Here is a 14,460-nt window from a genome sequence, read left to right as displayed (position 1 = left end):
ACCTAAATAATTTGTACTATGAAACGCTTTATCTACCAATTTTTACTGGTAGCGGGGACCCTTTTTGCCCTGCCTAACCTCACTTTTGCCACAGGCAATGAAGTGGAACGGGACACAGTGACCATTGACTTTGGTAACGACACCCGCATTATGATCCTGGTACAGGACAAAGAAGCCCTGCAGGACCTGGAAGACTATGACCTGAACGCCATGATCGTGGACCTGAATGACTCAGTACAGGTTGTGGATGAGAAAAATGTACTCATCATCACGGACGAAACCGGCGAAAAGTACCTTAAAGATAAGGTTCGCTTCCATGCAGATATAAGCATATTTGAAGGGGATAAGGATAAGAACGCCCAAAGGGATGCCCAAGGCGAGAAAAAATACCCTTTTGTTGGCGGCACTACCTTTGACATCGATATCGGAACCAACAACTGGCTGCAGGATGGGGACTTCCCGGATGATAGTAACGAACAATACAGTGTAAAGCCTTGGGGCAGTTGGTATGTAGGTATAAACTCCAATACCACGGCCCACTTTGGCAAACACTTCAGCCTGGACATGCTGCTGGGGGTAAGCTGGTATAACTTCAAGTTCCAGGACGAACTGACCCGAATAGAAAAGGTGGGTGACGAGATAGTTTTCGGTGTTGATCCGCGGGACATAAACCCCGTAAAGAGCAAACTCACTGCCTTCTATGTTAATGCCGGAGCAGTACCTATGGTCAAACTGGGCAAAAATGGCGATGGATTCAGATTCGGGGCTGGTCCTTATATAGGTTACCGCCTGGATAGCTACACCAAATCAGTGTACAAAGAGCCTGGAGATAACGATAAGATCAAAGACAAGAACCACGATAACTTTTACATCAATAACTGGCGCTACGGCATACGCGGTCAGGTAGGGTTCAGAAACATAGACCTGTTCGTAAACTACGATATGAACAGCTTTTTCAGTGGCGACCGCCAGCCTGACCTGAACGCTTTCTCCATCGGATTTATTCTCTAACACCTGATATAACACACGCAACAACACCAAATTAAGGCATCTGCAAAGCGGGTGCCTTATTTTTTTACCTCAGGCAATAGGTTCGTTAGCTTTAAGTATTTCCCGCTCTTCTTTGCCGAGTTTCAGCTTACGTATAAGCCGGTGAATAGTGGGGCGATTAACTGTATAGGCGATCAGCGTTACCATATAAGTTGCCACCAATATCTGGTGACCGGTAAGATAGTAGCCCACCCCTACGACCAGGCACCCCAGGCTCATCAGTACATATTTGGTGATAGCAGCCTTATAGAAGGCATCCATCTTTTGGCGCAAAGAGCCAGCTTCGCGTGCTGATGCCACCTTCTTTTCGTAGATCACCATTCCCGCCACTAACAGCAGTAAGGCCAGCCCCGCTATGCCAAGAGAAGGCCCGATCTCTTCCGAATACATCGGCGCCTTAAGGCTACCATCATAATACCGCAGGTAAAAGAACACAAATACCAATAATGGCAGGCCAGCTAAAGCCTGGAAGATAAGGTCTGCCTTCTGCAGGTAATCACTCAGTTTCTCGTATTTCATATTCTTTCCGTTGGGCTGCAAATATCAGGTTGTGAGATGGGAATGGCAATTTAAAAAGCCTATTTAGTCAAGGCGGCGGAATGCGTGTACCTGAGAAAAGTAAAACACCTGTCAGAAGCTGTAGCAATTTTTCTGATCAAAAATAAAATGCTACAATTTTGTAGCAATAAATTTGTGGCAAAAAAAATTGCCACATAAAATTTACCACAAATTACCGGTTGTATAAATGCCTTTATGGCTCCCAAAGGCATCACCAATAAATCTTCCTGCACGGTTCCTCTCACTCACCTGAACAGCAGGTAAATGAATTCAATATAACGTCTCCTTACATTAAGGCAGCCATGATTTATATCTCCGATGCCGTTCTAACCAGATAATTAAAAAATCCTTATATTCTGCATTCCGGTCCATTAGAAGGCCTTACAAAATCATTTGCTAACGAACGTTAGCTTGCTTATATTTGTTATAATGTTGAAAACGCGAAAACTTTCCCGCAAGGAGCAAATCACCAAAGTAGCCACCCTGCTATTCAGGAAGAAGGGCTACACAGCAGCGTCCATGCGGGATTTGGCTACTGAGCTCGGTATTGAAGCGGCTAGCCTGTACTCGCACATTCGCTCTAAAGAGCAGATCCTTGATAAGATATGTTTCCGGATGGTTGATGCCTTCGTGGAAGGATTAAACCAGGTAGAGCAGGAGGTCATAGGGGCCGATGCAAAGCTAAGGCGGGCAATAGTTACGCATATTGTGGTTATTACCCGTGATACAGATGCCTCAGCCGTTTTTTTTAATGAGTGGCGGCATCTCAGCAACGAGCGCCTGCAGGAGTTCCTTCTACAGCGTGAGGCCTACGAGGAGCGTTTTCGTGAGATAATGCGTGAGGGCATTCGGGATGGTGTTTTTAAGGAGGTAGACGCCCGCTTTGCTACACTTACCCTGCTTTCTTCACTAAACTGGACTTACAACTGGTATCGTAAAGATGGAAAGATGAGTCCGGAAGAGATCGGCAACCAATTAGCTGATCTGTTAATAAATGGATTGAAACAATAAACGATAAAAACCTATGTACGGTGGTGGACAAATATTTGAAGCTCCTGACTATAAGGAGTTACTGAAAAATGAAGATCCCGAGCAGCTCGCGGAATTCGAGGCACGAATTGATCGTGGTGAGAAGATAGAGCCGCACGACTGGATGCCTGCCCTGTATCGTAAGCAGCTTATCCGTATGATTGAGCAGCATGCGCACTCGGAGATCATCGGAGCCCTGCCGGAGGGTACGTGGATTACCCGCGCGCCAGGCTTTAAGCGTAAGCTTGCGCTTATGGCAAAGGTGCAGGATGAGGTAGGTCACGCCCAACTGCTCTACGCAGCAGCCGAAACACTCGGCAAGTCGCGCGAGCAGATGCTGGATGACCTGATCACAGGTAAGTCTAAATACAGTAATATCTTCAACTATCCTGCCTTTACCTGGGCAGACTCCACCGTAATTAGCTGGCTGGTAGATGCCGGTGCTATCGTGAATCAGTTAGCTAACAGCAAAGGTTCTTATGGCCCTTACTGCCGTGCCCTGGAGCGTATCTGTGCCGAGGAGAGCTTCCACCTGAAGTACGGTCACCATGCCGTAATTCACCTGGCCACAGGGTCACCCATCCAACGCAAAATGGTACAGGAAGCCCTGCACCGCTGGTGGCCACCACTCATGCACTTTTTCGGGCCTCCTGACAAAGCATCTGTACACTCAGAAATTCTGATGCGCTGGAAGGTAAAGATGGCGTCTAATGACGAATGCCGCCAGCAATTCCTGGATATGTACGTGCCTAAGATCTGGGAACTGGGTCTAACACTGCCTGATCCTAACCTCAAAAAGAACCAGGAAACAGGGCAGTGGGAATACACTGAACCTGACTGGGAAGAATTTAAGCGCGTGATTAACGGCGATGGCCCCCTAAACAAGGAGCGCCTGGCCGTAAGATCTACTGCTGAAAGCCGTGGTCGCTGGGTGCGTGAAGCCCTGCTGAGACCTAAAGCGGAATATGTAACACCCCTGGCTTAAGCTGACCATGACTGATAACAAAACGATAGAATCACTCGATCCCCGTGTGACCCGGCTGGGTATTTCCGAAAGCTGGGATGGCAGCCTGGAGCCTAAGGCGCCCATGGATCAGTTCGAGACGTACGAAGTATTTGTAAAGCCTAAGGAAAGCAAGCCATTTGAACATGCGGGTATTGTGCATGCTCCCAATGAAGAAATGGGCTTTCTTTTTGCTAAAGAGCAATATACCCGCCGTGGTTTCACCTGCTTTGGCCTATTCGTTGTGCCCACTTCATCCATACAGGTAGCGCCTATGATAGATGGTGATACCAACCTGTATGACCTTATTGACGAGGATGCCGAGGTTGACCGTAGTGGTGAGAAAACCTCCTATGAGCTTTTTCATCTTAAGAAAAGAGGCAAGCAGCACGTATATGCAGGTACGGTAGAAGCTCATGGGTTTGAAGATGCGATCATGGAGGGAAAGAAGAACTTCCACGATGGCAAACCGCTTGTAAACTTATGGGTGATCCGTACAGAAGATCTCTTTGTGCCGGAAGACGCGGAACTGGACCTTTGGTCTACTCTTCATGAAAAGAAGTACCGCGAGCCAATTGATTACAAAGCGGCTGATAAGATTAAAAAATTTAAGGAAGAGCAGGCAGCCGGATAGGCGCCTGCTTTAAAAATAGCATGCAGATGGATCCCATCATCATCAAAGATTTTTTATATAAGGTAGCCGACGACCAGTTGATCCTGGGGCACCGTAACTCAGAATGGACAGGTGTAGGCCCTGTACTGGAAGAAGATATTGCATTCTCCAGCATGGCACAGGACAAGGTTGGGCAAAGCCAGGCTCTGTACGAACTCCTGCACAAACTGGGTGAAGGCGAGCCGGACACGGTAGCTTTCATGCGTAATGCAGAGCAGTTTCATAATTGCCAGTTCGTAGAACTACCTACAAAAGACTACGCCTTTAGCCTTATCAGGCATTTCCTTTTTGATTATGCGGAGCTCATACGCTTTAAAATGTTGATGGAAAGCAGCTACGAGCCATTGGCCCAGGTGGCTGCGAAAATCCAGGGTGAGATCAAATATCATGTGATGCATGCCCGTACCTTCATCAGGCAGCTGGGCTCGGCCACCGAAGAGAGTGTGAGCCGCCTGCAAGAAGCAATGAACGAATCGGTTCCCTATGCCCTTGGCATATTTGAAAAAAGTAAGTATGAGGAAGATATTATATCATCAGGCCTGTTTAAAGGGGAAGAAGCGCTGAAAGCAGAATGGATGAATGCCATTACTGAGGTAGTTAGCCAAAGCAGCCTTACCCTGCCAGACCTGAAGGCAGCTGAGCCTAAAATGGGCGGGCGATACGGCCAGCATACAGAGCATTTGCAGCCACTCCTTGATGAAATGAGCGAAGTATTCCGCCAGGACCCTATGGCGGAGTGGTAATAAGAATTTATTTCACCCAATGACCGAACAAGACATATATACCCTACTAAAAGACGTAATGGATCCGGAGATACCCGTGCTATCACTGGTAGACCTGGGAGTTATTACCGGTGTGGAAATATATGACGAGGATAAGGTAAGGGTGGAAATGACGCCTACATTTGTAGGATGCCCGGCTATGGACTATATGAAGCAGGAAGTCGAAGACAAACTGAAGTCAAATGGCATCCCTGAACCGGAGGTAAACATCACTTTTCGCGAGCACTGGTCTTCGGACAAAATAACGCCCGAAGGCCGCAAAAAACTGAAAGAGTTCGGACTCGCACCACCACCTGCTTCCGGTGGCGCTAATTTAATCGAAGACCTGGACATACTGGAAAAAGTGGAATGTCCTAACTGCGGCAGCATCAACACCATAATGAAGACTCCCTTCGGCCCTACACTGTGCCGGAGCATACACCACTGTGAAGATTGTAAGGAAACTTTCGAGCAATTTAAGCCACTCTGATCTTATTTTTTGCCCCAGAACTTATTATTGCTTAGAATTGACAGACCATAAAAATGTCTGCTATGAACCGTTTTGTCCTACTTATTTTTGCCCTGGCCATGATGGCCGTTATTGCTTGTGAGTCTGACAGGAAACTTTCTGAAGAAGAGCTCAATAGCTTATCCGGACAATATGTTAGCCTTCGGGATTCTGCCGAAATGGCGTGGAATACCCTGCAGTCACACCATGATAAGCGTATCAACCTGCTGAAAAGACTTCAGGACGAGGTTACCTATATGGGGGAATACGACACAACACGGTATGCAAATCTTCAAAACGAACTGATCGTTTTGGCTAATATGAAACTTGACCCGCTGAATATAAGCGAGCCAAACCGCATTGATAGTTACGATGAAAAGATTACCGAACTGACAGACGAAACGATCTCGTGGGCACAGGAAAATCCCTACTATGAGGACAGCAAGTTGATGAAAGAAGTGGTGGAGGACCTTAACCTTATGGATGTAAGCCTGTTAAATATGCGGGTGGCATACGATGAAGCAGCCAGAAAGTACAATAACTTTCTAAGGGAGCATAAACAAGCGATGCCGAACATAGACAGTTCGGCATCGGATGAAGAGCTTCCGCTCTTTTCTTTATAAGGTACCAGCGGGGAAGCGTTACATTAGCTTCCCGCCTTTTCAAGCTCAGTACGTACGAACTGCATAAGCTCCCGGATGTACTCTCTGCGGAAATCAAACTTGATGCCTGCCGCTTCATACACCTCCGGGATAGACTGGGTATACCCGAGTTTCAGCGCGTTAAGATACCCCTGAAGGCCTTTCTCAGGATTCTCACGGTAGTTTTTCCATACCGCAATAGCCCCCAGTTGAGCAAACCCGTACTCTATGTAGTAAAATGGCACCTCAAAAAGGTGTAACTGCTTCTGCCAGGCAAAGCGACGGTTTAGCTCAAGATCTGACCAGTCTGTCACATCATCTGAGAAATCTTCATATATCTGTAGCCACATATCGGCACGCTCCTTATCTGTATGGCCTGGATTCTCATATATCCAGTGCTGGAACTTATCAATACAGGCCACCCACGGAAGCACATCAATAATCTGTTCCAGATGTTCTTTCTTGGCGCGCTTAAGGTCTTCCTCATTATCAAAGAATACATCCCAGTGATCCATGCTTAGCAGCTCCATAGACATCGAAGCCAGCTCAGCAATCTCGGAAGGTGCATCTTTAAAATCTTTGATTTCAAGATTCTTAGTCAGGAAGCTATGTACGGCGTGGCCTCCTTCGTGCAGCATAGTAACCAGGTCACGCAGGGTGCTCGTGGCATTCATAAATATAAAGGGCACGCCTGTTTCCAGCAGAGGATAGTTATACCCGCCGGGAGCTTTTCCTTTACGACTCTCAAGGTCAAGGTGGCCCATCTCTTTCATAGTCTCCAGGCAACTCCCCAGATAGGGATCCAGGCGGCTAAAGCAAGTGATAGTACGATCGAGTAAGTCAGCACCTCCTTTAAAAGGCTTGAGTGATTCTTTCCCTTCAGCGTTTACCTGCTTATCCCACGGGCGTAGTTCATCTACTCCCAGCTGCTCCTTACGCTGTTGCTCCATCTGATCCTTTACAGGTACAGCCTCGGCAAGGACACTTTCATGAAACTGGAAGCAATCCTGGGGGGTATAGTCGAAGCGACCCAGTGACTCGAACATGTAGTCACGATAATTTGCCTTATCGGCATTTTTAGCTACCTGATCGCGAAGTTTTACTAAGGTGTCAAAAAGGGCATCCAGCTTTTCCCGATCCTGCAGACGGCGGTCCTGCACTTTCCGGTAAGCATTTTCACGTACCTCACGGTCCAGGCTATAGAGAAAATCATTAGCCTGTTGCAGCGTATACTCCTGTCCGTTGATCGTCACGCTCATTGCCCCGGTTATGGCAGCAAACTTCTGGCTATTCGTCTGTATTTCGGTATTCAGAGGAATATTCTCTTCCCGGAACAGCGTAAACTCCTTTTCTATCCCTCTCACCATTACATCATAGCCTTCCTCTTTCTTTAGCTCTTCCAGGTGGGGGTTTTCAAGAACCTTACGATTCATTTCATGAGCCAGAGGCGCAATATTAGGGTCAATTTCAGTCACAAAGTACTGATAGGCTTTAGTGGCCTCCTCGTCAGTGGTATCGCAGGTCATGCGAATGTACCGCCATCCGAGGTCTTCACTAACTACAGCCTCCAGTTCAGACCTGTCGCGAAACCACTCCCGGAGCGCCTCTTTGCTGTCAGGGTTTCTTTCCAGCAGTTTGTCGTAATAGGGTTTGAGTGCTTGCCAGGTGGTTATTTCAAAGTCATTCGGTAAAAACCTTCTGTCTTTCCTGGTAAGTTCTTCTACTTGGTCTTCAACAGCCATAAAATTGGTCTATAGGAGTCTTGAAAAAATTCTTTTAATTATCCGATTTCGATGACCACATCATCGGTAAGGGGGTGACCTACACAGGTCAGCACAAATCCTTCATCCAGTTCGGATTGGCTCAGGCCTTCGTCTTCGTCCAGCTTGACCTTACCGCTAATGCATTTGCCACGGCAGGCCGTGCAAAGGCCGCTCTGACAGGAGAAGGGCAAGTCAATGTCAAGCTCGAGGGCCGTTTCCAGTATAGAGGTACCAGGCGCCACGGTAAATTTGTGCTCCTCTCCCTCATATATAACGGTCACTTCGTGTCCTTCGTCTTCACCGGCTACTTTAGGTGCATCAGATTTATCTTTGGAAGCCACAAAGCTCTCTTTGTGTATCTTATCGGCAGGTACCTTAAGTAAGGCAAGCCCCTCCTCCACGTTTTTCATCATGCCCTCGGGGCCGCAGATAAAGTGTTCCGTATTTGCCTCTCCCATATCAGGCAACTGCCCTACCAGATCAGCCAGAAGGGGTGGTTCAAGCAGTCCGCTGGGGCCGGTCCAGTTTAATGGCGCTTCGTCCAGTACATGTACTACCTGCAGCCTGTCACCGTATTCATCCACCAGCTCATTGAAGGCATCCTGGAAAATGATGCTATTCTCATTACGGTTAGCATAGATCAGTGAAACCTTTGAGGCTGGCTCTTTGGTAAGGACACTTTTCGCAATAGACATGAGTGGCGTAATACCGCTACCCCCTCCATACAGTATGATATGTCTTTCGCCCGAAGCTTCGTAGGTTGTAGTAAATTTACCCAGAGGCTTCATGACTTCGATATTATCACCTGCTTTAAGGTTATCAGGGATAAAATTGGACATCAACCCGTCCTTTACCCGTTTTACAGTAACGGCAGGGTAATCATCCACATAGGGGGAAGTACAAAGAGAGTAAGCCCGGCGTATTTTCTCGCCATTAACCGTCAGGATAAGTGTCAGAAACTGACCTGATTCGTATTCAAGGCCGCCGTCAGGCTTTTCAAACACAACAGATACAGCATCTTCTGTTTCCTGAACTATCTCCCTGATGGTAAGCGTCACATACTTATCGTCAGACGCTTTTTTGTCATTATTACCTGAAGACTTTTTCTTAAAAAGATTAAGCACCATAATATTTTCGGTATCACTGCCGGTATAAGCAAGCCGGCATCTGCAGTCATTGATTGGCAGCTATAACTGCCACTAGCTATTAACCCGTACAGGCGCATGAGGTTTTGAACCGGGACTAAGGGTTTACGGTACCCATGCGACAGGGGGTAAAATTCACTCCACAAAATTAGCATATTTAACGGTTTGAGAAACAATTGGAAGGGCAAACCGCGAATGGGAAGGAATTCCATTCATAATTTCACTATTTTTGCGGCCATGAAACTGACTGAGCTCACTGCCGTATCGCCGGTAGATGGTCGTTATCGCAGACATACGGCTTCACTGGCACCATTTTTTTCTGAATTTGGCCTTATTAAATATCGTGTCCGGGTAGAGATAGAATATTTCATCGCCCTCTGCGAGTCCGGCCTTCCTCAGCTCGCAGGCACCGAAAAGTCCCTGTTTCCCAAGCTCCGTGAGATCTACGAAAACTTCACCGAAGAAGAAGCGCTGCGGATAAAGGAAATTGAGCAAACAACTAATCACGATGTGAAGGCGGTGGAATATTTCCTTAAGGAGAAATTCGACAGTCTGAATCTTAGTAGCCAGAAAGAATTTATTCACTTTGGCCTTACCTCTCAGGATGTAAACAATACGGCTATACCGCTATCTATGAAAGAGGCGACACAGGAGGCTTTGCTACCCGTACTGGAGGAAGTGGTGAAAATGATAGATGACCGTGCGGCCGAGTGGGCGGAAATTCCGATGCTTGCGCGTACTCATGGCCAGCCCGCCTCCCCTACCCGCATGGGAAAAGAGTGGCTTGTATTCAGCGAGCGATTACGGAGCCAGCTGGGTCTACTCAGGCAGGTACCCTATGCAGCCAAATTTGGCGGAGCCACCGGCAATTTCAATGCGCACCATGTAGCCTATCCGGACCAGGACTGGAAGGCCTTCGGGGACAAGTTTGTAGGTGATTACCTGGGCCTCACTCGCAGCCACCCTACTACCCAGATTGAGCATTATGACCATCTGGCCGCCTACTGTGACGGACTGAAGCGACTGAACACGATCCTGATCGACTTTAGCCGTGATGTATGGCAATATGTAGCCATGAACTACTTCCGCCAGAAGATCAAAAAAGGTGAGGTCGGGTCATCTGCCATGCCTCACAAAGTAAATCCTATAGACTTTGAAAACGCTGAAGGCAACCTGGGTATAGCCAATGCATTACTCGAGCACCTGGCAGCAAAACTCCCTGTATCACGCCTGCAGCGCGACCTTACAGACAGCACAGTACTACGTAATATAGGTGTGCCGGCTGGTCACATGATCATAGCATACAGAAGCCTGATAAAAGGGATAGGCAAGCTTGAGCTGGGAGAAAAGGCCATCCGCGCTGACCTTGAGGCAAACTGGGCAGTGGTAGCCGAGGGAATACAAACTGTGCTCAGAAGGGAAAACTACCCTTCTCCCTATGAAAAATTAAAGGAACTGACCCGTACTAACGAAGCGATTACAGAAGAAAGCATAAGCCGGTTTATCGATACACTGGATGTGAATGAGGAGGTAAAACAGGAGTTGCGTAAGATTACCCCATACTCCTATACGGGGATTTAAACAGCTCATACGGTAAAAAGAAGATTTATTCCTGATTTATCAGAACAAATAATAATTTCATTATTTTAATCTCAGGAACCATTTAGCAGCAAGTATGCGGCATTTTTTTTACCTTTTTTTAGGTTTATTTTTAATTATTCCTTTTTCATCCTGTAAAGAAGATGATCCACCCTCGCCGGAAGATCAGGCCCTGAGAGACAGACGGGCCTTACTTGAATCCACTGTATGGGAAGCGGTGAGGGTCACGAATAACGAGGAGCCGGTGTACAGTTATTACAATTTCACCCTCGAGGTATCCGGTGATCTTATGACGACCAATGACCGGTACCGGGTATTTCCTACCACCCGGTACACCTTTGTGGATAATAACCCTGACCTGGTATTGCGGCAAGTGGATGACATCACCATGACACTATCTAATGTCAGTGACACCACCCTCACGATCTCCTTTACCCTTGATCAGTCATTTGATGATTTCAATGATGGAGGTACCCCGGGCGGAAGGGAGGAGCAGCTATCAGGCGATTATATATTCATCATGACTCCCCGGGAATAAACGCGAAGGCATAAAAAAACTGCCCGCATGCTGTTTAGCATACGGGCAGCTTAAATCTCTTTTAGCTAAGGATCAAATTATCCTTCTTCCTGCTTGGGCAGTACGTTTGTTACGATCTTTACTGTCTCTACGTTATTAACAGCATTAGAGCGTACACGAATGTTCTTATTCTGAAGACCCATTTTACCCGTACTGTTAAAGGTCACAGTCATCTCACCTGTTTCGCCGGGAGCGATGGGGTCGCGGGGCCAGTTAGACGCGGTACAGCCGCAGGTCGTTTCCACATTAGTTAATACCAAAGGTTCTGTGCCGGTGTTCTCAAAAGAGAAAACATACTGCACTTTGTCACCCTGATGAATGTCACCAAAGTCATGCAGGCTTTCAGAAAATTTAATACGCGGGCCGTTTGCCTCTTCCTGTGACTCGGCTTCCTGAGCAAATACAGGCATGGCCAGTACAAAAAGAAATGCTAATGTCAGAAGTTTCTTCATTGCTTTCTAGTCTGATTTTTCAGTTATAAATCTAAGGCAAGGGGAGCAAAAATAATTCCAAAAGAAAGATTTTTTTAATTATTTCTGAACCCTGCGCCAAATTGTCCATCTTTTTTAAACTCTCCTTTGGTAGCCTTTTACTTTACCCTGAGGCTCAATGCCACTACTAATGTCAGAAAAACTTAGGGTGAAAATTAACAAGGTACAGCTCTGATTTGGCCCGGGTGACGGCCGTATACAGCCAGCGTATATACTCCTTATCCACCTGATCATCGGGTAGATACCCCTGGTCTACAAACACAGCCTGCCATTGCCCACCCTGACTTTTATGGCAGGTAAGGGCGTATGCAAACTTCACCTGCAGCGCATTCAGGTAAGGGTCCTTGCGCACTGCTTTCATTCGCTCGGTTTTGCTGGCCAGGTCGCTGTAGTCCATCAATACCTCCTGATACAATCGCCGGTTATCTTCCTGTGGTAATGAGGGGGAATGACTGTGCAGGGTATCCAGAATGACCTTTGCCTCAAATGGCTCCTGATCCGGATAGTCGAGCAACCTAAGCTCCAGGGTGGCAAACCGCAGTCCGTACAATTCCTCAAAAGTGACAATCTTCATTACTTCCACAAAGTCACCATTGGCCAGGAAACCCGCCGCGGCGGTCTCAGGCAGGAAAGTATAGTTATTACGTACGATCATGAGCAGGTCGCCGGCCTCTATTTCACTTTCCTGCCAGAAAATGGAGCGGCGTATGTACTCATTATACTGCACAGCAGCACGGTTACTCCGGCAAATCACAATGGTGTCTTCCGTGCCAAATTTATCATACGCATACCGGAGGCCATCCTCCAGGCGCTCACCCGTCATACGGTAGATGTCTTTATATTTACCCGTGCGAAAGTGGATGCTGAAGTCTTTCTTAACCAGCTCCTGCCGTAGCTCTGTGGCATTATTCAGGATACCACTCTCCTGCTCCTGCCTCATTACCTCGGTGAGCTCGGTCTCATAGACATTGAGCTTATATTTTTCCTTAAGCCATGCCTTATCAAGTGCTTTACTTTCCAGTTGATGCACAGGAGGTAGCTGGGCATTGTCTCCTACCAGCATCAGACGGTTATTTTCGTCCTCATACACAAAGCGTATCAGGTCTGATAGCAGGCTGGCACCTCCAAATTCAGCACTTTCGGAGAGCATGGAGGCCTCATCGACAATGAAGAGCGTCTTTTTATAGTAGTTTTTTTGCCGGCTGAAGGCCAGGCTGCTACCTCCTCCTTCCTCTCCTTTGGGCTTATATATCTTTTTGTGGATGGTAAAAGCGGCCCGTTTGGCATAACCGGACATCACCTTGGCCGCCCGGCCTGTAGGTGCCAGGAGCACGTAACGATAGCCCAGCCGGGGCATAGCCCGCACAATGGCACTGATAAGCGATGTTTTACCCGTACCTGCATAGCCTCTTAGAAGCAGGCACGGCCGGTCGCCGCTATCATCCTGCCAAAAACGGGCAAAGTTCTGAAAAAGCCCCTGCTGGCCTGCAGTAGGCTTATGTGGAAATTGCTGTTGGAGTATGGTCGCTATGGCCTCACTCACCGGCCGTAGCGTTATTACCCTTTTTCACATCTTCTGCACTGATCACCGCCATGCTCGTCGTGGCTTTGGCTATAATCTTGCGCTGGTCGCCTTTAATCGCGTAAACCTCCGACTCACAAAAGACGATCTTACGCCCGGGCTTAAGCACCCAGCCAACCGCATGAAGCTTATCTCCTATACCGGGGTTTAAGTAAGAAACCTTTATTTCGGCCGTCATTACATGCTGATCTTCCGGTACCACGGTATAGGCCGCAAACCCGGCAGTAATATCAGCCAGGGTAGCAATGAGCCCTCCATGTGCAAAGCCTTTCTGCTGCTGATGGATCTCCTGCAGATCAAGAAAGCCCTCTGTGCGCCCCTCTTCTATCACATCCAGCGTAAAACCGATGTGATGCATAAACATTTGCCTTTCGAGAAACTTTTCTACACGCTGACGATAATGGGCGGAATTGCGCCCGGTAAGTTGTGCCGTATCCAATTCTATGCTTGTTTTATCCGCAAAGGTAAGGCTTAGCATGGTTGTAAAAAACGGATTGGGTAATGACCCCTGTTAAAATTAGACCCTATGAGTAAAAAAAGAGTCGGAGAAGTTTTTGGCGACAGACTACGTGTCCGTGTATGTGGTATCTGCCTCATGGACGGCGGGCTGTTACTTACCGAGCACAAAGGCCTTGGTCCGCAGGGCCGGCTTTGGATTCCCCCCGGCGGCGGTATGCAGTACGGAGAATCTGCAGAAGAGTGTCTGGTCAGAGAGTTGAAAGAAGAGACAGGATTGGAAATAGCTGCTGGCAAGCTTCTTTTTGTCCATGAATACATAAATGCCCCCCTTCATGCCCTCGAATTATTTTATGAAGCAAAAATAACGGGTGGTTCTCTCACGAAAGGAATAGACCCTGAACTTGCTGAAAACGAACAGATCATTCAGCAATCAAAATTTATGGGCCAGGAGGAAATAGAGGGTCTGAATAAGGAATTAAGGCATGAAATATTGAAAAGGTACACGGACCCAAAAGACATTACGGGGCTTCGGGGATACTTCAGATTTCGTTAATATTGCATAATTCGGAACAATCAGGATTGATTTGCCTGATAAAATAATTATTATTGCAGGAAAAAATT

Annotated in this window: 16 protein-coding genes; 10 read left to right on the top strand and 6 right to left on the bottom strand. The window is 47.3% G+C overall.

The window, feature by feature from the left end; translation table 11 throughout:
• The first annotated feature begins 18 nt into the window (after positions 1-18).
• A complete protein-coding gene (locus AB9P05_RS14490) occupies positions 19-1,011 on the top strand; it encodes a hypothetical protein (RefSeq protein ID WP_371909546.1) in 993 nt (330 codons plus the stop codon).
• A gap of 69 nt (positions 1,012-1,080) precedes the next feature.
• Here the strand turns inward: AB9P05_RS14490 and AB9P05_RS14485 are convergent, their stop codons facing one another.
• A complete protein-coding gene (locus tag AB9P05_RS14485) occupies positions 1,081-1,569 on the bottom strand; it encodes a hypothetical protein (protein WP_371909545.1) in 489 nt (162 codons plus the stop codon).
• A gap of 468 nt (positions 1,570-2,037) precedes the next feature.
• On the opposite strand from AB9P05_RS14485, the gene AB9P05_RS14480 reads away from it, so the two are divergent.
• The 6 genes from AB9P05_RS14480 to AB9P05_RS14455 all read left to right on the top strand — a co-directional run bounded on the left by AB9P05_RS14480 (position 2,038) and on the right by AB9P05_RS14455 (position 6,205).
• Positions 2,038-2,619, top strand: a complete 582-nt coding sequence (locus AB9P05_RS14480; protein ID WP_371909544.1) for a TetR/AcrR family transcriptional regulator — start codon at positions 2,038-2,040, stop codon at positions 2,617-2,619.
• A gap of 13 nt (positions 2,620-2,632) precedes the next feature.
• On the top strand, positions 2,633-3,622 hold the full coding sequence (gene paaA / locus AB9P05_RS14475) for a 1,2-phenylacetyl-CoA epoxidase subunit PaaA (RefSeq protein WP_371909543.1): 990 nt from the start codon (positions 2,633-2,635) through the stop codon (positions 3,620-3,622).
• Positions 3,623-3,629: 7 nt separating this feature from the next.
• Positions 3,630-4,274, top strand: coding sequence for a phenylacetic acid degradation b (locus AB9P05_RS14470; protein ID WP_371909542.1), 645 nt, complete (start codon positions 3,630-3,632; stop codon positions 4,272-4,274).
• A gap of 26 nt (positions 4,275-4,300) precedes the next feature.
• On the top strand, positions 4,301-5,056 hold the full coding sequence (gene paaC, locus AB9P05_RS14465) for a 1,2-phenylacetyl-CoA epoxidase subunit PaaC (protein ID WP_371909541.1): 756 nt from the start codon (positions 4,301-4,303) through the stop codon (positions 5,054-5,056).
• Between the two features lie 19 nt (positions 5,057-5,075).
• Positions 5,076-5,564: a 1,2-phenylacetyl-CoA epoxidase subunit PaaD gene (gene paaD / locus AB9P05_RS14460; RefSeq protein ID WP_371909540.1), complete on the top strand. Its 489-nt coding sequence runs from the start codon at positions 5,076-5,078 to the stop codon at positions 5,562-5,564.
• A gap of 62 nt (positions 5,565-5,626) precedes the next feature.
• Positions 5,627-6,205: a hypothetical protein gene (locus tag AB9P05_RS14455; RefSeq protein WP_371909539.1), complete on the top strand. Its 579-nt coding sequence runs from the start codon at positions 5,627-5,629 to the stop codon at positions 6,203-6,205.
• A 23-nt stretch (positions 6,206-6,228) separates the two neighbouring features.
• On the opposite strand, the gene AB9P05_RS14450 is transcribed toward AB9P05_RS14455, so the two are convergent.
• Both AB9P05_RS14450 and AB9P05_RS14445 read right to left on the bottom strand, forming a co-directional pair.
• Positions 6,229-7,965, bottom strand: a complete 1,737-nt coding sequence (locus tag AB9P05_RS14450; protein ID WP_371909538.1) for a M3 family oligoendopeptidase — start codon at positions 7,963-7,965, stop codon at positions 6,229-6,231.
• A gap of 38 nt (positions 7,966-8,003) precedes the next feature.
• On the bottom strand, positions 8,004-9,113 hold the full coding sequence (locus AB9P05_RS14445) for a 2Fe-2S iron-sulfur cluster-binding protein (protein WP_371909537.1): 1,110 nt from the start codon (positions 9,111-9,113) through the stop codon (positions 8,004-8,006).
• Positions 9,114-9,368: 255 nt separating this feature from the next.
• Here AB9P05_RS14445 and purB point away from each other — a divergent pair, with 255 nt between their 5' ends.
• A complete protein-coding gene (gene purB, locus AB9P05_RS14440) occupies positions 9,369-10,712 on the top strand; it encodes an adenylosuccinate lyase (RefSeq protein ID WP_371909536.1) in 1,344 nt (447 codons plus the stop codon).
• A 94-nt stretch (positions 10,713-10,806) separates the two neighbouring features.
• Positions 10,807-11,268 carry a hypothetical protein gene (locus AB9P05_RS14435; RefSeq protein ID WP_371909535.1) on the top strand — a complete coding sequence of 154 codons (462 nt, stop codon included), beginning with the start codon at positions 10,807-10,809 and terminating at the stop codon, positions 11,266-11,268.
• A 77-nt stretch (positions 11,269-11,345) separates the two neighbouring features.
• On the opposite strand, the gene AB9P05_RS14430 is transcribed toward AB9P05_RS14435, so the two are convergent.
• From AB9P05_RS14430 to AB9P05_RS14420, 3 genes are all read right to left on the bottom strand, one after another.
• Positions 11,346-11,759, bottom strand: a complete 414-nt coding sequence (locus AB9P05_RS14430; RefSeq protein WP_371909534.1) for a DUF1573 domain-containing protein — start codon at positions 11,757-11,759, stop codon at positions 11,346-11,348.
• A 172-nt stretch (positions 11,760-11,931) separates the two neighbouring features.
• Entirely contained in the window at positions 11,932-13,341 is a 1,410-nt protein-coding gene (locus AB9P05_RS14425) for an ATP-dependent RecD-like DNA helicase (protein WP_371909533.1), read from the bottom strand.
• Complete coding sequence (locus AB9P05_RS14420; protein ID WP_371909532.1) at positions 13,334-13,858, bottom strand: PaaI family thioesterase; 525 nt, start codon at positions 13,856-13,858, stop codon at positions 13,334-13,336. Before AB9P05_RS14420 ends, AB9P05_RS14425 begins: the two co-directional genes overlap by 8 nt.
• 48 nt (positions 13,859-13,906) lie before the next feature.
• Between AB9P05_RS14420 and AB9P05_RS14415 the strand changes: the two genes are divergently transcribed.
• Positions 13,907-14,392 (top strand): NUDIX domain-containing protein, encoded by a 486-nt coding sequence (locus AB9P05_RS14415; protein ID WP_371909531.1) that lies wholly within the window; start codon positions 13,907-13,909, stop codon positions 14,390-14,392.
• Positions 14,393-14,460: the final 68 nt, after the last annotated feature.

Source organism: Roseivirga sp. BDSF3-8, assembly GCF_041449215.1.
Lineage (GTDB): Bacteria > Bacteroidota > Bacteroidia > Cytophagales > Cyclobacteriaceae > JBGNFV01.
The sequence above is the reverse complement of the archived record's forward strand: the minus strand, read 5'-3'. Positions and strand labels throughout refer to the sequence as shown.

Excerpts from the sequence above, each read along its gene's own strand:
- AB9P05_RS14485 (WP_371909545.1), bottom strand. The coding sequence starts at position 1,569 with ATGAAATACGAGAAACTGAGTGATTACCTGCAGAAGGCAGACCTTATC.
- AB9P05_RS14415 (WP_371909531.1), top strand. The coding sequence starts at position 13,907 with ATGAGTAAAAAAAGAGTCGGAGAAGTTTTTGGCGACAGACTACGTGTC.
- paaD (WP_371909540.1), top strand. The coding sequence starts at position 5,076 with ATGACCGAACAAGACATATATACCCTACTAAAAGACGTAATGGATCCG.
- paaA (WP_371909543.1), top strand. The coding sequence starts at position 2,633 with ATGTACGGTGGTGGACAAATATTTGAAGCTCCTGACTATAAGGAGTTA.
- AB9P05_RS14445 (WP_371909537.1), bottom strand. The coding sequence starts at position 9,113 with ATGGTGCTTAATCTTTTTAAGAAAAAGTCTTCAGGTAATAATGACAAA.
- AB9P05_RS14470 (WP_371909542.1), top strand. The coding sequence starts at position 3,630 with ATGACTGATAACAAAACGATAGAATCACTCGATCCCCGTGTGACCCGG.
- AB9P05_RS14435 (WP_371909535.1), top strand. The coding sequence starts at position 10,807 with ATGCGGCATTTTTTTTACCTTTTTTTAGGTTTATTTTTAATTATTCCT.
- AB9P05_RS14455 (WP_371909539.1), top strand. The coding sequence starts at position 5,627 with ATGAACCGTTTTGTCCTACTTATTTTTGCCCTGGCCATGATGGCCGTT.
- AB9P05_RS14430 (WP_371909534.1), bottom strand. The coding sequence starts at position 11,759 with ATGAAGAAACTTCTGACATTAGCATTTCTTTTTGTACTGGCCATGCCT.
- AB9P05_RS14450 (WP_371909538.1), bottom strand. The coding sequence starts at position 7,965 with ATGGCTGTTGAAGACCAAGTAGAAGAACTTACCAGGAAAGACAGAAGG.
- paaC (WP_371909541.1), top strand. The coding sequence starts at position 4,301 with ATGGATCCCATCATCATCAAAGATTTTTTATATAAGGTAGCCGACGAC.
- AB9P05_RS14480 (WP_371909544.1), top strand. The coding sequence starts at position 2,038 with ATGTTGAAAACGCGAAAACTTTCCCGCAAGGAGCAAATCACCAAAGTA.
- AB9P05_RS14420 (WP_371909532.1), bottom strand. The coding sequence starts at position 13,858 with ATGCTAAGCCTTACCTTTGCGGATAAAACAAGCATAGAATTGGATACG.
- purB (WP_371909536.1), top strand. The coding sequence starts at position 9,369 with ATGAAACTGACTGAGCTCACTGCCGTATCGCCGGTAGATGGTCGTTAT.
- AB9P05_RS14490 (WP_371909546.1), top strand. The coding sequence starts at position 19 with ATGAAACGCTTTATCTACCAATTTTTACTGGTAGCGGGGACCCTTTTT.